The sequence below is a fragment of the Prevotella multiformis DSM 16608 genome (assembly GCF_000191065.1).
GTDB classification, from domain to species: Bacteria; Bacteroidota; Bacteroidia; order Bacteroidales; family Bacteroidaceae; genus Prevotella; species Prevotella multiformis.
In genome coordinates this window covers 320225-337426 of sequence record NZ_GL872282.1, presented here as the reverse complement: position 1 = coordinate 337426, position 17202 = coordinate 320225, and the positions used below count along the sequence as shown (strand labels likewise).

Sequence of the window (17202 nt, the reverse complement as noted above, 5' to 3'; positions counted from 1 at the left end):
CTTTCTATTTATTGGCTTGAGATTTTTTATTTAATTCTTTTCATTCTGTAGCAAATTATTCACTTTTTATTTTATAGCCCGATAGCATCTAACTGTTTCAACTCTTCTTTCAAATAGGGATAAATATATTCAGGACTTTGAAGGTATAATCCTGTTCTTACATTTAGGAGACTCTGGTAAGTTTTTGAATTATAGACATGGTCGAATGCTGCTGCCAAAGGCATCTGACATTTCTTCTGTAGCATGGAGACGAGTTCTTCCACATCGCTGTTGATAATGAAATCAAGTTGTCTTTTGGTTATCTTCATACTCTTTGAAGTGTAGCTATTGCTTCTCCTGTCAAGAAACAGTATTGATTGTTTAATTTCTTATAAGTCAGTTCCCGTACCAATTGCTCTATCGTGATTAGCTGTTGGCGGAATAAGTTGAGCTGATACACAACGCCGTCGTCAGCGACAGGTCCGACAACGATGTCATATTCCTTTTCGTTTCTCTTTTTACCCAGCCTGTTGTCATATATAAACTGTGCCCATTCTTTACTTACGCCATCAAAGATCTTCACGTTTAATGACTGGGAAGACAAAAATGCTTCATTGAAATCATACGTTTGGACAATCGGTGTCCCTTTTTGGGTGAAGGCACATCTGCGGATTGCCATCAACAGTGCTTGTCGTTTTATCTCTGTCAAATAGAATCCTTGCCCAAAGTCCTTGTTGGGCCTGCAGACAGATAGATTAATATCTGTAAAGCCAATATTTGTCCCATGATAGAGTTTCATTCGACAGTACCTCCGTTTCTTTTGCAGATACTTATGAGGTCATTGATGGCATCGTTCAGGGAAAGTTGATGTTCGGCCTCATAGTATCTATTCAGGAAATCAATTCCTTTGTATTCTTTTAGATAATTGAATGCAATGTGCGGTTCCATACCGAACTTCTTCCCAAATTCGGTAATGCACATATTGATATATCTAATTTTATTCATCATTTTTTCCTCCTCTTATTGTATTGTGGCGTAAGAATTGGCAATGATCCTCCTTGATAGAGGATGCCCGTCTTCCAAGTGTGCCGGAGATACTTTCATGCGTCTACTGAATCTTATAGCTTTCAATTCCTCTTGTCTTCGTGGAGAAGTTGACACCTATCTTGAAGAGCTTCCTCCTGTCCATGGCGAAAGGCCGGGCATAGGCGTTGTCCTCTATCTGCCGGAGGGCTTCGTCAGCAGTCTTGTCCAGTTTGCATTCGATGATGTAGACATAGTCGTCGGTCTGGATAATGGCATCCATACGCCCGTTGGCAGTCGGGCGTTCCACCTGGATGTAGAAACCCATGATCTTGAAGATGAGATAGAGGACGTTCTGGAAATACAGCTCTGCGTTGCCGACAATTTTGTAGTCGGTATCGGCAAAGAGCGTATGTAGCCGTTCCATGAACTGCTGCGGGTTGCCTGTCTCGACATCGTTGACGAACTCGATGATGTCGAATTCGCTCTTGGCTTCGACAGGTGCATAGCTCGGTAACAGGAAGTTGAGGAATCCCTCCTCAACCTCTTTGTTGGGAAATCCCAGCCGGTAGCGTTTGAACCGTTCATTGTAGCCGGTGATGGTCAGGTAGCCGCTTTGATAGATGATGGGGACAGGATTCAGCGAAGTGGAATCGATGCTGTTCAGTACGTCTGCCGTGACCTGTTCCTTCGTGAGGTCGGGCAGCCGGTACTGGAAGTTCTTCAGCATCTCTGCGAGGAAAGTCGGTGTGCCCGTCTCAAACCAGTAGTTGTTGAACTCCTGTTTGCTGAACGTGCAAAGCACACTGAACGGATTGTAGGTGCCAGCCGAGGTGGGCGTGAAGTGATAGCCGTCGTATAGATCTTTCAGTCTGGCTCTCGTCTCCTCAATGGTAAGGCCGTTTGTCCTGGCAAGTTCTTCCACGGAATCCTTGAAGCAGGTGTCTATCTCTTCCTCCGTGATACCGCAGATCGTGGCATAGGCACGGTCCATCGAGATGTCGTTGAGGTTGTTCAGGTCGCTGAATACACTCACTTTGCTGAATTTCTTCACCCCTGTCAGCAGGGCAAATTCAATGTATCTGTCCTGTGTTTTCAGAACGGAGTAAAAAGCCTTCAGACTGTTGCGGAAATTCTCCTGCCGCACGGCATTCGTCATGTTCTGCAGCAAAGGTTTGTCGTATTCATCAATGAGGATGACCGTTTTCTGCCCTGTCAGTTTTGCAGCTCTCTCTACTATACCCTTGAAGCGGAGAGGAGCTGTCGTCTCGGAAGGTTCAGCCCCGTAGAGTTTCTCCCACTCTGTAAGCGAATTGTGCAATACGGCGTCAAGGCTGTCCGGTTCTTTATAGTTGGCGGTGTTCAGGTCAAGGTGGAGGATGGGATGCACCTCCCATTCCTTCTCCGCTGTGTCTATATACAGTCCTCTGAACAGATCCCTGCGCGCCGAGTAGTAGGCTTCGAGGGTAGAGAGGAGCAGGCTCTTGCCGAACTGGCGGGGACGGCCGAGAAAGTAATACTTCCCTTTGCTTGTCAGCCGGTATATCTCCCGTGTCTTGTCAACATAGGCATATCCATCCTGTCGTATTCTTTCAAACGACTGTATTCCTATCGGGTATTTCATTTCCTGCTCCTTTCTTTACTATTTCAAGAGGCTGGCAATCGTGGCGATGACGGCTGCGATGCTGGCCGCACTGGATCCGACACTGAGCGTCTCGGCAAGGCTCATCCTGCTCTGTATCTTCGTAGGAACGATGATTTCGCAGCCGGGACGTACCTTGGCGTTGTGTCCGACCTTGGCAAGCATCCCGTTCATGTAGAGGATGTAAGTGTTGCTTTTCTTCGCATCACTGGCAAAGCCGCCGGCCTGGTCGATATAGTATGCGACACTCTTCCCTTCAACGTAGCCGACAGTGTTCGGATACATGACGGCACCGTTGATTTTGACAGTTCCGTTGTATTGCGGGACGATGATACGGTCGCCTTCCCGAAGGAGGACATCTTCATCGCCCCCTGGGTTGGCGATGGCTTTGTCAAGTTCGATACCTACGGGATAGCTGTCGGGTACCTGGAACTTCTCCTGCGTCTTCTTGTCGTTTTCCTGTACCGCCTGTACAATGGTGGCGTTCTTCGTCTTCACAGCAAGGTCGATCATGTTCTTGCGCTGCTGTTCCTGCTGCATCTTATAGGCAGCTTCCATGCGCAGGCGTTCACTCGGTGTCGGGCGGCGTTCCAGCCGCGCGCCTTTTATATATGCCAGTTCCGTCCCGCCGCCGGCAGCCTTGAAGATGTCGCTCAGACGCATCCTGCGGGAGGTCAGCGTATAGTTGCCTGCAAACACCACTTCCCCTTCGATGCTTACGTTCTGCTGGACATTCGTGCCTGGACTTTTGCGGACATATACCTCATCGAACGGCTCGAGGACAAAGCCCGGCGCACCGTCAATGACGAATCCGTCGCGCAGGGAGAAAGAGTAGGTACGTGCGATGACAGAGTCGGGGGCAAGAGCCTGTGGGTTGCTGATTCGCCGCGACACATCTACACGAACCGTCGAGGCCGTCTGCTTCAGTCCGCCGGCCTGCAGGATGAAGTCTTCCAGCGATTCGTTGTCAGCATATTTGTATACACCGGGATAGAGCACCTCGCCGTGGATGGTGATGGTCTGCTGTTCCTGCACCTCTGTCTTGGTGGGAATGAAGAGCACATCCTCGTTCTGGAGCGGGATGTCCGCCACACGTCCGGTGAGAATACCGTCTACGTCAACGGAAATCACTTCCAGTGTCCGGTCGGCCTTTTTACGGTGCAGAACGGCATGCGGGGAAAAGGCAGCTTCCGTCAGTCCGTCTGCCGCCTCAATCAGTCCACGCACACTGTTGATGCGTCCGCCGACCTCATACATCCCCGGACGGAACACGGCTCCTTTCACTTCGACCATGTTCTCGTACCGTGGAATGACGGAGTCGACGCTGACCGAGTCCTCATCGGACACACGGAAGCTGCGCATATCGAACTCATTGACGTTGAAGATGGAGTACTGGCGGCCGGTCTTTCTGCGTACACGCACCGACCGGGTATAGGCATCGCCGGCGAAGCCGCCGGCATAACTGATCAGCGTGCCGAGGCTTTCGCCACGCTTCATCTCGTAGAACATGGGACGTTTCACCTTGCCGCTTACCTGTGCCAGCATCTCATACGGACCGACGACAATCACATCATTGTCCGCCAGCCGTACATTCCCGGTCAGATGGCCGCGGCGCAGGAAATCGTAGACATCGACCGTACTGATGAGCGATCCTCCTCTGTATACCTTGATGTTGCGCAGTGTCCCCAGTTCGCCGATACCGCCCGCCATGTAGAGTGCATTGAAGACGGTGGCAAAAGCCGACAGCGTGTAAGTACCCGGTGTCTTCACCTCGCCGACGACGTTTACCATGATGGTGTGTGTCTGGCCTACGGAGAGGCGTATGCTCGAACTGCTGTACCGCCGGCCCAGTTTCTCCCGGATGCGGCTGTTCGCCTGTGCAACGGTCAGTCCGCTCACCTGAATAGGGCCGAAGCCGTCCAGCGTGATGATGCCGTCCGGCGCGACAGTCGTCTGGTAAGATTTCTGTGATGCGCCATACACGTCGATGAATACCGCATCTCCCGGTCCTATGCGGTAATTGCGGGGCAGTGCCATGTTCATGTTCGGCTCGAACGAGAGGCTCTTGTTGTTGAAGATGTCACGCCCCCATACCTTCTTCCGGTTGCGGCTCAGCTGTTTCAGGAGGTTGTTGTACATCGTGGCCGTGTCCTGCGGCATCCAGGCGTTCATCTCCTCCTGCATCTTCAGGTATTCGCCGTCGTTCTCGTCGTAGGTATTTGTCCATGACCGGTTCGCCGACACACGCCCGTCGCTGTATCGGTTTACTTCCTGCTCTTCCGTGTTGTAGCTGTCGAGCGTGGCATCGGCAATCTGCCGTCTGCTCTTGCCCGGATGCAGCTGTCCGTTGTTCGTACGGCTCCGGTCGGCCGCTGTCTTTTCGGTTGTCGCGCCGAAGGCGGCATTGCCTTTCTGCATCTTTTCGTAGGTGTCCCTCACCCGGCGTATCTGCGATATGTCCACGCCGCTCTGCATGAGTTTCGTGACGATCTGTGCCTGGGATGTCCCCCGCTTGTGCTCTTTCTGCACAAACTCCATGACCTGTGTGTCCGTCATGGACGACTGTGCGAAGGCGTTCAGGGTGCATATCGTGAGCAATACGAACAGTATGTATCTTTTCATTTTTGTTTAGAATTTCTTTCCAGTAGCGATGTTGAGAATTGTCTTGCCGATGATGACCAGGTCGAGCCGCAGCGTGCGGTGCTCCAGATAGTGGATGTCCATCTCCATGCGACGGAGCATTTTTTCCATTGTATCGGTATAGCCGTTGTAGAGTGTGGCTTCCGATGTCAGGCCGGGCCGCATCAGGTAGATGAGACGGTAGCGGTCGGTCTGTTCCATGATTTTGTCGATGAAGAACTTGCGCTCCGGGCGCGGTCCGACGAACGACATATCACCGCGCAGCACATTCCATAGCTGCGGAAGCTCGTCCAGATGATGACCGCGCAGGAACTGTTCCAAGCGTGTGGAGTTCGTCTCATCGCATCCGGCAACGAGCTGCGGTCCCTCTTCCTCGACGACACTGCTCATCGTGCGGAACTTGAAGATGGCGAAAGGGCGGCCTTTGTAGCCGATGCGTATCTGCCGGAAGAACACCGGGCCGTTGCCCTGGTACGTAATGAGAAGACTGATGATGAGGAAGACCGGCGAGCAGACGACAATGCCTGCGAAGGCCGCCACAAGGTCGAAGCCTCGTTTGATGCAGCGTTGCACCTTTCCCATGGCATCGTGTCCGTTGTCTTCTATCATTTCCAGTTTGTCTCCTTTAGTCATTTTGTTATAATAACTCCATTTCCGTTATTTTGTTGCAAAGATACGGTTTTTTATTTATTTATCAGTCAGAAATACCTATCTTTCCTCTGTTCTCTGTATCTTTGCAGGGGAAGGACTGTGACATAATGCGCAAGATAATTCATATTGACATGGATGCTTTCTTTGCTTCGGTGGAGCAGAGAGACAATCCCGGACTGCGTGGGAAGCCCATCGCCGTGGGCTTCGACGGACCGCGCGGTGTGGTCTCTACTGCCAGCTATGAAGCACGTCCTTTCGGTGTCCATTCGGCAATGCCGATGGCGCAGGCCAGGCGGCGTTGCCCCCATCTGGTCGTCGTCCCCTGTCATTTCGACAGGTACAAGGCCGTCTCCCGGCAGATTCATGCTGTTTTCCACGAATATACCGACCTTGTCGAGCCCATCTCGCTGGATGAGGCTTTCCTCGATGTGACGGAAAACAAGAAAGGGATGGAACTGGCGGTGGACATTGCCCGGGAAATCAAGCAGAAGATTCTTGACCGCACCTCGCTGACCGCTTCGGCCGGCGTCAGCTATAACAAGCTGCTGGCGAAGATTTCCTCTGATATGCGCAAACCCGACGGCCTGTTTACGGTGCATCCCGACCGTGCGCTCGGTTTCATCGGCAGTCTCCCGGTGGAGAAGCTGTGGGGAATCGGGCCGAAGACGGCGAAGCGTATGCACGACATGGGGGTGTTCACCGGCGGACAGCTGCGGCAGGTCTCACGCCGGCACCTCGTACAGGTGTTCGGCAAGATGGGGCATGTCTACTATGACTTTTCACGCGGAATCGACAACCGGCGCGTCGTCGCTTTTCATGAACGGAAATCGGTGGGCTGCGAGCGTACTTTCCTGGAGGATATCCATGTCGAGTCAAAGATTATCATTGAGCTGTATCACATCGTTCTGGAACTTGTCGAACGGCTGGCACGAAGTGGTTTTGAGGGACGCACGCTTACGCTGAAGCTGAAATGGGATGCTGCGTCACAGATAACACGCAGTCTGACGCAGGAACGTGTCCTTCGCACCAAGGACGATATTCTGCCGCTTGCCAAGCGCCTGCTGGGAGAGACGGCATACCATGACCGGCCTGTCCGTCTGATGGGGTTGTCGGTTTCGTCGCCTGTCATTGAAAAAGCGGATGCCCCCGGCAGGCCTGTCTGGAGGGAAGGGCTGCTTCCTTTTGATGAAAACCTGTTCTGAGGTTCCTTGCCGCCGTGCCGGCATGGAAGAATCCTGTCAGCTCTTTGTTTCCCCTTTTTGCTTTTATGCTGTATCTTCGGCATTCTCTTTCAACCGTCCGGCGTGCTGTTTCCTTGCCAGGAGGAAGCAGATTCTGTCTGCCTGAAAAGTAAACTCCGTCAAAGTTTTTAGCGGTATCGGCATCGGGAAACCATTTCTCGTATGAAGGCAGTCATCCGCTTGTTACACAGTATGTCGCAATAACCAGAATAAATCTGCCGTTAATTCAATCAAAGATCATTGTCGGGGGAATAGTCTGAATGAAGCTCTTTGGAAAGATACTTTATCGGCACAACTGAAATCCTCTAAATAACAATACAAAGCTCGCCAATCCATGAAAGTTTCAAATCCCATTTTAGTTCCTTATAACAGGCAATTGTCAAGTTTTCCTGATACCTATCATTAGATATTGGCAGTGCAATGCTTTGTGAAGATTTTATACCTCTTTCTTTGCATAGCGTTTCCAGAACTTTGCAAAAGTTACCGACTAAAGAATGTTGATATCATGCTTTGTCATTTGAGGAATCTTGCTGAAGCATGGACATGATGATGTCCTTCGGATAATAACATGGCACATTGGTTTGGGTCTCAGTTTTGAGGAACAACACCGTATGTACCTTTTGCCCCTTCTTTACGAAGGGTAGACGGCTGGCACGGCTTGTTAATTGCTCATATACGCTTAGTGCCTCGTCACGTTCTCGCCATTTACATTCTGCCACGAGAATGTGTCTCTTGTCGAGTGATTCGGCTACAAGGTCAAGTTCAATCTGCTCATAATCGTTGCTATCGTCCTCTTTCGGTATGCTGCCCCACCATCGTGAAGCGATGCCATAAACTACGCCATCGATTTCATTACCTGTTACGAAGTTGCGACAGATCTTTTCCCATACCTGACCAACGTATGTGCTGAAGTCCTTACGGATTATATCCATTACGAGATCCTGACGGTCTAATTCGATAAGATATTTGTTGGGATTGATAAACCTATAATAAAAGGAAAGAAAGTTGTCACCAAGGCGATACAGTCCCTTCTTGCTGCTCTTCGGATTGTCGCCAAAGGGTATATCTTTTTCCACATAGCCCAAGTCGGTCAGTATGCTGATGGGCTGGGAAAGGTTGGTCGCAGGCTGCTGCATACGGCCAGCAATCTCTGAGATTCGGTTTACCCCATTACCCACTGTGGTGAGCAATGAGAAAGAAGTGGCCGTATCACGACGCTCATCACGGAGTAGCCGAGTTGGTTCATCATACAGTGTGCCGTAATTGTTGACTAACAGATTGCGCACCGCCTCTTCCCAACTGTCGAAGTCGGCACGAAGTTTCCAGTAGCGTGGCACGCCACCCCAAACGGCATATTCCTCAACAGCCTCCTGGTCGGAACAATGCAAGGCCTCTTTAATGTAAGGTAAGCGCAGCGGTTTCAGCTTTGGCTGCCAAGCACAGCGTTGGTACAAGGGTGATTTTTCATTGAGTACCAACGAGTGCATCATCAGTTGGGAGGAACCACAAAGAATCAGGTTGTATTTCAGTTTTTTGTTGTCCACCAATCGTTGAATGATGGAAGGCAGTGTAGGATCACTCTTGGCAAGATACGAAAACTCATCTAAGCAAACCGATGTGTTTTCCCCGACATATAGATTGATAGAGGTGAGCACCGTTTCCCAATCATGGTAGGTTACATGGTCGAATCCGTCAAACGTAAATGAAGCGGTTTTGGCAAAAGAGTCTATCTGCTGCTGCGTCTGTGCTTCCTCGCTCAGATGGTACACATCCTGTTCGGTCAGAACATGCTTGATGAGTTCTGATTTACCGATACGCCTCCTACCGTAAATCACGATAAGGACAGGTCGGCTAAGGCCCAGCGTGCGCTTGAACATAGCGGTTTCTTCTATTCTATCTATAAACTCCATGTCACGGATAATTATGTTTGCCAAACATTATGTTTTGCAAAGATAATATTTTATGTCCATATCCACACACAATATTGCCGATAATTTTAATTCTCGATAGGATTATGTTTTTGAAAGATAATGTTTGCCAAACATAATATCTGTATAGGTAGAGTGAATCCCATGAATGATGTTCCTCTTGTAAACAGATATACCTTGGAAAAAGCGATTATGCCTGCACAAACGGAAAAGGTACTCCCAAGGAAATCACATCCTATCCTGTAGCCTCCTATACTCAAAAGTTAAATAGCTGGTTGGTTGGCAGTGATTGCGGGTTTTGTTCTCTTTGCTCCATTTATTTGTCTATATTTTTGCAGCAACGAACCGTGAAATCACGAAAATGTGATTACCCAAGTGATATCGTGCAATGGAAGTAGATGGATTCTTGCACATCGTTACAGCACCTGGTAATGGGCGAATCGCCCTTACTTTGTCCTGTTAGCCCCAGGTTCAACATTCTGCATAACCATTCAGCTAACAAGTGGCTGTGTATAAACAGAAAAGAGGGTCTCATTGCTGAAACCCTCTTTTTAATATCTGGTGATCCGCATGGGGCTCGAACCCATGACCCCAACATTAAAAGTGTTGTGCTCTACCAGCTGAGCTAGCGGATCTCCCTATGCCTTTTCATAAAAGCGAGTGCAAAGGTAGTGAGTTTTCCCGACAATACCAAATTATTCCTGACTTTTCTTTTGGAATCTTAGGAATCTGTCTGGAACTCTCCAATAACCTCCGCTCCACGCACCGACGGTGTCTCCGTTATAGGGCCTTACCTCCACTTCACTCCCTGTCCCTGTTTGATATTCCATCAAAGTCATCAACGCACGAGACAAACCTCATCATTCCAAATTCCTGATGACCCTTTTGAAATTCCGGAAGAAAAACATTCCGGCAGGCAGTTGTCTCATGGATGTCCCGCAGAAAACAGCCGGGCAGAAGGATTCTTTCCTGGAATTCATGGTTTGCGGTTGGTGCATTAACGGTGTATTACACGATATTACACAAAAAAGATAGTATTAGATTTCCCCAATCCATTAAAAAGTAGTATTTTTGCGGTAAAAAATCAACAACGTTACTAAATAAAAAGAAACAAATGAAAATTAACGATTTCAACTTCGCCGGACACAAGGCAATCGTCCGCGTAGACTTCAATGTGCCTTTGGATGAGAATGGTCATGTAACCGACGACACCCGTATCCGCGGCGCACTGCCTACCCTGAAGAAGGTACTGGCTGACGGCGGTGCGCTCATCATGATGAGCCACATGGGCAAGCCGAAGGGCAAGGTAAAGCCGGAACTCTCTTTGAGCCAGATCGTCAAGAACGTAAGCGACGCGCTTGGCGTTGAGGTGAAATTCGCCAAGGATGCAGGCCACGCCGACGCTGAGGCTGCTGCCTTGAAGGGCGGCGAGGCTCTTCTGCTCGAGAACCTGCGCTACTATCCTGAAGAGGAAGGCAAGCCGGTCGGCGTTGAAAAGGGCACCCCTGAGTACGATGCTGCCAAGGCGGAAATGAAAAACCGTCAGAAGGACTTTGCCAAGAAGCTCGCCTCTTACGCTGACGTTTATGTCAACGATGCTTTCGGCACGGCTCACCGCAAGCACGCTTCTACCGCCGTCATCGCTGACTACTTCGATGCCGACCACAAGATGCTGGGCTTCCTGATGGAGAAAGAGGTGACTGCCATCAACAACGTGCTGAAGAACGCACAGCATCCTTTCACCGCTATCATCGGCGGTTCCAAGGTGAGTTCCAAGCTCGGTGTCATCAAGAATCTCCTCGACAAGGTGGACAATCTCATCATCGGCGGCGGTATGGGTTACACCTTCATCAAGGCGCAGGGGGGCAAGATCGGCAAGTCCCTTCATGAAGACGACCTGATGCCGGAGGCACTGAACGTCATGGCCGCTGCCAAGGAGAAGGGGGTCAACCTCTCGCTCTCTGTGGCTACCGTCTGCGGCAAGGACTTCTCCAACGATACGGAACGCAAGACATTCCCCATCGACCAGATTCCTGACGAGTGGGAAGGCATGGATGCTTCCGAGGAGAGCATCAAGGCCTGGAAGAAGATCATCCTCGCCTCTAAGACTATTCTCTGGAACGGCCCTGTGGGTGTCTTCGAGCTGGAGAACTTCGCAAAAGGTACCGGCGAGATTGCTAAGGCTGTCGCTCAGGCTACCCAGGAGAACGGTGCTTATTCGCTTGTCGGCGGCGGTGACTCTGTTGCAGCTGTCAACAAATTCGGTCTTGCCGACAAGGTTTCTTATGTATCTACCGGTGGCGGCGCCATGCTCGAGGCCATCGAGGGCAAGGTGCTTCCCGGTGTAGCTGCAATCGAAAAGTAAGAGGCGACGCTTTTTAAAGGCATGTCCGGATAAGCCTGCCGTGTCGGTCAGCTGCCGATATGGATGTTGTCAACGCTTTGTGCCTTTTTTGCAATTATGCGGCCTCTTCCGCTTTTTCTTTCAATTGCATAGTCCGCTATGCTCTTTCCAGGAAAAAAACGGAGTCTGTCCGTCTGAAAGGCAAAAGCCGGCAAAGGGAATTTATAGAACCTGCCTAAAACCAGTCAGGCCACTGTCTCAACATGAGATGGTGGCTTTTTGTTTTCTACATGGTTCCGGGAGGCCGGACTGCCGGGTACGACATTCCCGGCCGTTGGGAACAACATTCCCGGCCGTCGGGAATGACATTCCCAACCGGTTGGGAACAGTATTCCCAGCCGGTCGGGAGCTTTTCCCCTGTTGTCGTCTGATGTTTCTGGTTGTGTAGTTTAATGTTTTCCGGTTGACCGCCTTTCGCCTTCTTCTAAATCTGCCTGGCGGGTTAAGAACTTTTTTTAATGCTGTTGGCCGTGGTTTAAGGTCTTGGAGTCCAGGCGGCAGGCGACATCTGCCCGCCTGAAAGACGGAAGGGTCTCAATGGTATTTTTTAGGAACCGCCGTAAGTAAAAGGAGACACATGGTTGTATTATAATTGAATCTGCACTGCACTTTGACCTGAAAGATGAGATTGAAAACCCTAATCATGACAACAATGACTTTACTGACAGGACTGACATCGGGAGCCTGTGAGGCAGACAGTGTGCTTTCCGTCGACGGCTTCCCCATGGGAGAAGACGGAATAGAAAAAGGCGTGTCAGCCTGCTATGCCGGCAGAATCGGAGACTGCATCGTTATGGCGGGAGGCTGTAATTTCCCTGTAAATACGCTTGCTCCCGACAGCAAGAAGAAATATTACAAGGGAATCTATGCGGCAAGAATCGGCCAGGCAGACCGGCTGCGGTGGACACGGATCGGTGAGCTGCCGGACGCATCGGCTTATGGCGTAGCCGTAAGCTGTGACAACAGCATGATCATCGCGGGAGGCATGAACGGCAAGGGAAGCCAAAGGGCGGTATATCGCATCACCCTCGTTAATGGCAGGTCGCAGGTCGCATCCTTGCCGGCTTTGCCCTGTACGGCGGACAACATGGCCGGTGCGGTGGTCGGACGCCGTCTCTATGTGGCGGGAGGCATGATGGACGGGCGCCCCTCCTGCCGTGTCTTGTGTCTTGACCTGGACCGTCCTGATGCAGGATGGAAGGAGAGAAAGCCTTTCCCCGGCATCATGCGCATACAGCCGGTAGCCGGCAGCATGGGCGACCGCCGGTTCTGCATCTTCGGAGGATTTGCACCGGCTGCCGCCGGCGCAGAGGCTAGGCTGGCACTGGCCGGCTGTGTATATGATGAGACCACGGAGGAATGGCAACCGCTTGAGGGACCGAAGGACGCGTGCGATGAGCCGCTTTTTGTGGGAGGCGGTGCCGCCGTGCAGCTGAGTAAAGACAGTTTTCTGGTAGCGGGCGGTGTGAACAAGGACGTTTTCCTTTCCGCTGTCAATCACCCGCAGGCCGGCTATCTGAATCATCCTGAAGCATGGTATCGTTTCAATCCTTATACCTTATTATATAATAAGGAGGGCTGGAGCATTATCGGTAAAAGCAGGGAGACGGCCCGTGCCGGTGCAGCTCTGGTACCGACACGGCATGGCATCTATGTGATCGGCGGCGAACTGAAGCCAAGAGTGAGGAGCAACAGAATCGTACGAATCCCGCCCCTCTGCTGTCAGAGCCGGTAATCCTTTTCCACGCAAATCATCACCTGTTATGAAGAAATATTATCCCTGGGTACTAGTAGCCCTTCTCTGGTTTGTCGCACTGCTCAACTACATGGACCGGCAGATGCTGTCGACGATGCAGGAAGCCATGAAGGCAGACATCGCCGAATTGAACCGTGCCGAAGCCTTCGGTGCGCTGATGGCAGTCTTTCTGTGGATTTACGGCATTGTGAGTCCGTTTGCCGGCATTGTCGCCGACCGCGTCAACCGGAAGTGGCTTGTCGTGGGCAGCATTTTCGTATGGTCTGCCGTAACATTCCTTATGGGGTATGCCCGGAGTTTCGAGCAGCTCTACTGGCTACGGGCTTTCATGGGCATCAGCGAAGCACTGTATATCCCCTCCGCCCTGTCGCTCATCGCCGACTGGCACGAAGGGAAATCACGCTCATTGGCGATCGGCATCCACATGACCGGGCTCTATATCGGCCAGGCCATCGGGGGCTTTGGCGCGACACTCGCCGCCATGCTCTCCTGGCATGCCGCTTTCCAATGGTTCGGGATCGTCGGAATCGGCTATTCCCTCGTGCTGATTCTGCTCCTGAAAGAGAATCCCAGACATGGAGGGGGGAAGCCCCGTCAGGCAGGAACAAAGGCAGACTGCAATCCTTTCCGTGGGCTCTCGGTCGTTTTCTCCACCTGGGCTTTCTGGGTGATCCTCTTCTATTTTGCTGTACCGAGCCTGCCGGGGTGGGCTACGAAGAACTGGCTTCCGACGCTCTTCGCCGGCAGTCTGGACATACCGATGTCGAGTGCCGGCCCGCTGTCTACCATCACCATTGCCGTCTCTTCGTTCGTCGGTGTTCTTGTCGGAGGCGTTGTCTCCGACCGCTGGGTGCAGCGCAACCTGCGCGGCCGCATCTATACCAGTGCCATCGGGCTCGGCCTTACGGTTCCGGCGTTGATGTTCCTTGGCTTCGGACACAGTCTTGTCTCCGTGGTAGGGGCCGGTCTGTGCTTCGGCATGGGCTATGGTATCTTTGATGCCAACAACATGCCGATTCTCTGCCAGTTCATCTCCTCCAGATACCGCAGTACGGCGTACGGCATCATGAACATGACCGGTGTCTTTGCCGGTGCCGCCGTCACACAGGTGTTGGGGAAATGGACGGATGGAGGGAATCTCGGCCTTGGCTTCGCCATCCTGGGCAGTGTGGTCGTCCTGGCACTGGTGCTGCAGCTTTCCTGTCTGAAGCCTACGACGGACAATATGGAATGAAAAAGATGCGGCAGGCCGTATACCCGCTCCTCCCCGTCGGGTGTGGTCCGGGAAGGTGTCCTGTCAAGAAAAACATTATAGACTTATGGAAAAGATAATCGGTTTGATTGATGCACCGTTCACGCCATTCCATGCAAATGGCGATGTCAATCTTGAGCCTGTCGGGGCTTATGCAGCCATGCTGAAGAAGAACGGACTGAAGGGAGTTTTCATCAACGGCTCGTCCGGCGAAGGGTATATGCTTACGACCGAAGAGCGCATGCAGCTGGCTGAACGATGGATACAGGCGGCACCGGACGACTTCAAGGTAATTGTACACGTAGGCAGCTGCTGTCTGCGCGAGAGCGTCCGTCTGGCGGAACACGCTGAAAAGACGGGGGCATGGGGTATCGGTGCCATGGCACCTCCTTTCCCGAAAATCGGGCGGATCGAAGAGCTGGTGAAGTACTGCGAGACGATTGCTGCCGCCGCTCCTTCGCTGCCGTTCTATTATTATCACATTCCGGCTTTCAACGGCGCTTTCCTGCCCATGCTCGATCTGCTGAAAGCCGTCGACGGCCGTATTCCGAACTTTGCAGGCATCAAGTACACCTTCGAGAGCCTCTACGAATACAACCAATGCCGTCTTTACAAGGATGGGAAGTACGATATGCTGCATGGTCAGGATGAGACGATTCTGCCCAGTCTGGCGCAAGGCGGGGCACGTGGCGGCATCGGCGGGACGACCAATTACAATGGCCGGGAACTGACCGGCATCATCGATGCCTGGAACAGAGGCGACCTCGAGACGGCAAGGGAAAAACAGAACTTCTCACAGGCGGTCATCAATGTTATCTGCCATTTCCGGGGCAATATTGTCGGTGGGAAACGCATTATGAAACTTCTTGGCTTCGACCTGGGACCTAACCGTGTGCCGTTCCAGAACATGACGGCCGAAGAAGAGGGGCGCATGAAGCAAGAACTGGAGGAAATAGGTTTCTTCGCACGTTGCAATAGGTTCTGAGTCTGTTCCTGCGGCAGGCAGTCTGCCATGAGGCCATGGAAACAGATCGGAGACAACGGCCTCTCCATGGAGAGGCCGGCATGGGGCACGATGCTTTTCCGTCTTGTCCGCCGTATTCATTTATACAAGCGCAGGCGGGCGGACAGATTCCGTAGGGGGAAGTCTTTTGTCTTTCCCGGATGGGAACATAACTTGGAAGGGGCCGTACCAGAAGCAGGGAGTGCTTCTGGTACGGCCCCTTTCATATGGGAAAAGGAGACGGGAAGGCAGTCTGTCTGCCGGCCGGGTCAGGTCGTAACGGTTATCTCGCCGGCAATAGACCGGTTCATACATTCCCGGATATAATTCACGTCGTCGGACTTCGCCTGCAGATACATCAGTTTCGTTACGGCCGCTTCGACGGTGCTGTCATATCCACTGACCACTCCGGCATCTTTGAGCTGGTAGCCTGTGTCGTAACGGTTCATTTCGACCTGTCCGCTGATGCACTGACTGATATTCACCACAACCACGTCACGCTCGGAAGCCTTGCGGAGCAGGTTCATAAGCCATGGCTGCTGCGGGGCGTTTCCACTGCCGTAAGACCGCATCACGATGCTCCGCAGTTCCGGTGCATCGAGCATGTGGTGAATCAGGTGCTCTTCTATCCCCGGAAAGAGCGAGAAGATGATGACATTGTTGTCCAGTTCCAGATGCGGCACCATCGGTTTTGTGAAATCAGGTTTCAGGATACGGTGCTCGTCGAAAGTGAAGTTGACCCCGGCCTCGCACAGGTGAGGGTAATTGAAAGTGTCGAAAGCGTTGAACTCGTCTGCATTCTGTTTTGTTGAGCGGTTGCCTCTGAGCAGATGCCCGCTGAAGTAGATGCACACTTCGGGAACCACCGGTGTACCGTCTTTATGGTGTGCCGAAGCCAGTTCGATGCTTGTCATCAGGTTTTCCTTTCCGTCTGTGCGGAGCTGCCCGATAGGAAGCTGCGACCCGGTGAGAATGACGGGTTTCGTCAGGTTCTCGAACATGAACGACAGGGCCGACGCCGTGTATGACATGGTGTCTGTACCGTGCAGAATGACAAAGCCGTCATAGTCGTCATAACGGTCGGAGACGATCTTCACCAGCTGCTTCCAGCGCAGGTGCGTCATGTCGGAAGAGTCGATGGGAGGGTCGAACTGATAGGTGTCCACCTCTGTCGGAATCAGTTTGAACTCAGGAACATTGTCAACCAGATGACTGAAGTCTAAAGGTTCCAAAGCACCGGTACGCCGGTTGCGCCCCATGCCGATGGTGCCTCCGGTGTAAATGAGCAATACTTTGTTGGTTCTGTTCATTGTGCATTAGTTTGTTGTTTCTACAAAAGTAATATAAGCGATAGCAAAGGATTTTTGCTCCTGATTTGCCGAGCGCAGCTTTTCTTCTGCAAATTTACATAAAAACTGTGATTTATAAGCCGGTAGAATGAAGAAAATGCTTTTCCATTTAGAGGAAAGAGAGGAAAGATGGCAAAAGCATCTAAAACTTATGTGAGTTCAGGACAAAATCATCTTCCTTAGGTGTGGGGTTTCATTCTTTCCGGTATTTGCCGCAGATAGGAAAGGTACGAAGGGGTGTTTGATTTTATGGTTACGATTGCCGACTTGGTTTTTCCCGGACCTGTCTTAGAGGGGGAATCACCGGGAAGAGGGTGGATGGGATGGCAGAAAT

General features: G+C 51.6%; 13 protein-coding genes and 1 tRNA gene. 5 read left to right on the top strand and 9 right to left on the bottom strand.

Annotated features, from left to right (window positions below):
* Positions 1 to 71: 71 nt before the first annotated feature.
* The 6 genes from HMPREF9141_RS01420 to HMPREF9141_RS01395 form a co-directional block, all read right to left on the bottom strand.
* On the bottom strand, positions 72 to 308 hold the full coding sequence (locus HMPREF9141_RS01420; protein ID WP_007366611.1) for a hypothetical protein: 237 nt from the start codon (positions 306 to 308) through the stop codon (positions 72 to 74).
* Positions 305 to 778, bottom strand: a complete 474-nt coding sequence (locus HMPREF9141_RS01415; protein WP_007366610.1) for a DUF3990 domain-containing protein — start codon at positions 776 to 778, stop codon at positions 305 to 307. The genes HMPREF9141_RS01420 and HMPREF9141_RS01415 overlap by 4 nt, the downstream gene beginning before the upstream one ends.
* The gene (locus HMPREF9141_RS01410; RefSeq protein ID WP_007366609.1) at positions 775 to 987 is read right to left on the bottom strand and encodes a DUF3791 domain-containing protein; all 213 of its coding nucleotides are present in this window, start codon (positions 985 to 987) and stop codon (positions 775 to 777) included. The genes HMPREF9141_RS01415 and HMPREF9141_RS01410 overlap by 4 nt, the downstream gene beginning before the upstream one ends.
* A gap of 100 nt (positions 988 to 1087) precedes the next feature.
* Positions 1088 to 2626, bottom strand: a complete 1539-nt coding sequence (locus HMPREF9141_RS01405) for a PD-(D/E)XK nuclease domain-containing ATP-binding protein (RefSeq protein ID WP_007366608.1) — start codon at positions 2624 to 2626, stop codon at positions 1088 to 1090.
* An 18-nt stretch (positions 2627 to 2644) separates the two neighbouring features.
* Positions 2645 to 5266: an SLBB domain-containing protein gene (locus HMPREF9141_RS01400; RefSeq protein ID WP_007366607.1), complete on the bottom strand. Its 2622-nt coding sequence runs from the start codon at positions 5264 to 5266 to the stop codon at positions 2645 to 2647.
* Between the two features lie 6 nt (positions 5267 to 5272).
* A complete protein-coding gene (locus HMPREF9141_RS01395; protein ID WP_040554325.1) occupies positions 5273 to 5893 on the bottom strand; it encodes a sugar transferase in 621 nt (206 codons plus the stop codon).
* 149 nt (positions 5894 to 6042) lie between these two features.
* On the opposite strand from HMPREF9141_RS01395, the gene dinB reads away from it, so the two are divergent.
* Positions 6043 to 7137, top strand: a complete 1095-nt coding sequence (gene dinB / locus HMPREF9141_RS01390) for a DNA polymerase IV (protein WP_007366605.1) — start codon at positions 6043 to 6045, stop codon at positions 7135 to 7137.
* Between the two features lie 542 nt (positions 7138 to 7679).
* Here dinB and HMPREF9141_RS01385 read toward each other — a convergent pair.
* Positions 7680 to 9086 (bottom strand): ATP-binding protein, encoded by a 1407-nt coding sequence (locus tag HMPREF9141_RS01385; protein ID WP_050788037.1) that lies wholly within the window; start codon positions 9084 to 9086, stop codon positions 7680 to 7682.
* A 577-nt stretch (positions 9087 to 9663) separates the two neighbouring features.
* A tRNA-Lys gene (locus HMPREF9141_RS01380) sits at positions 9664 to 9739 on the bottom strand.
* 479 nt (positions 9740 to 10218) lie between these two features.
* Between HMPREF9141_RS01380 and HMPREF9141_RS01375 the strand changes: the two genes are divergently transcribed.
* The 4 genes from HMPREF9141_RS01375 (at position 10219) to HMPREF9141_RS01360 (ending at position 15501) form a co-directional block, all read left to right on the top strand.
* Complete coding sequence (locus tag HMPREF9141_RS01375; protein WP_007366600.1) at positions 10219 to 11469, top strand: phosphoglycerate kinase; 1251 nt, start codon at positions 10219 to 10221, stop codon at positions 11467 to 11469.
* A gap of 691 nt (positions 11470 to 12160) precedes the next feature.
* Positions 12161 to 13243 (top strand): cyclically-permuted mutarotase family protein, encoded by a 1083-nt coding sequence (locus HMPREF9141_RS01370; protein ID WP_503121327.1) that lies wholly within the window; start codon positions 12161 to 12163, stop codon positions 13241 to 13243.
* A 28-nt stretch (positions 13244 to 13271) separates the two neighbouring features.
* Positions 13272 to 14498 carry an MFS transporter gene (locus HMPREF9141_RS01365; protein ID WP_007366597.1) on the top strand — a complete coding sequence of 409 codons (1227 nt, stop codon included), beginning with the start codon at positions 13272 to 13274 and terminating at the stop codon, positions 14496 to 14498.
* Positions 14499 to 14583: 85 nt separating this feature from the next.
* Positions 14584 to 15501, top strand: coding sequence for a dihydrodipicolinate synthase family protein (locus tag HMPREF9141_RS01360; RefSeq protein WP_007366596.1), 918 nt, complete (start codon positions 14584 to 14586; stop codon positions 15499 to 15501).
* Between the two features lie 287 nt (positions 15502 to 15788).
* Here the strand turns inward: HMPREF9141_RS01360 and HMPREF9141_RS01355 are convergent, their stop codons facing one another.
* Positions 15789 to 16829 carry an asparaginase gene (locus HMPREF9141_RS01355; protein ID WP_007366595.1) on the bottom strand — a complete coding sequence of 347 codons (1041 nt, stop codon included), beginning with the start codon at positions 16827 to 16829 and terminating at the stop codon, positions 15789 to 15791.
* Positions 16830 to 17202: the final 373 nt, after the last annotated feature.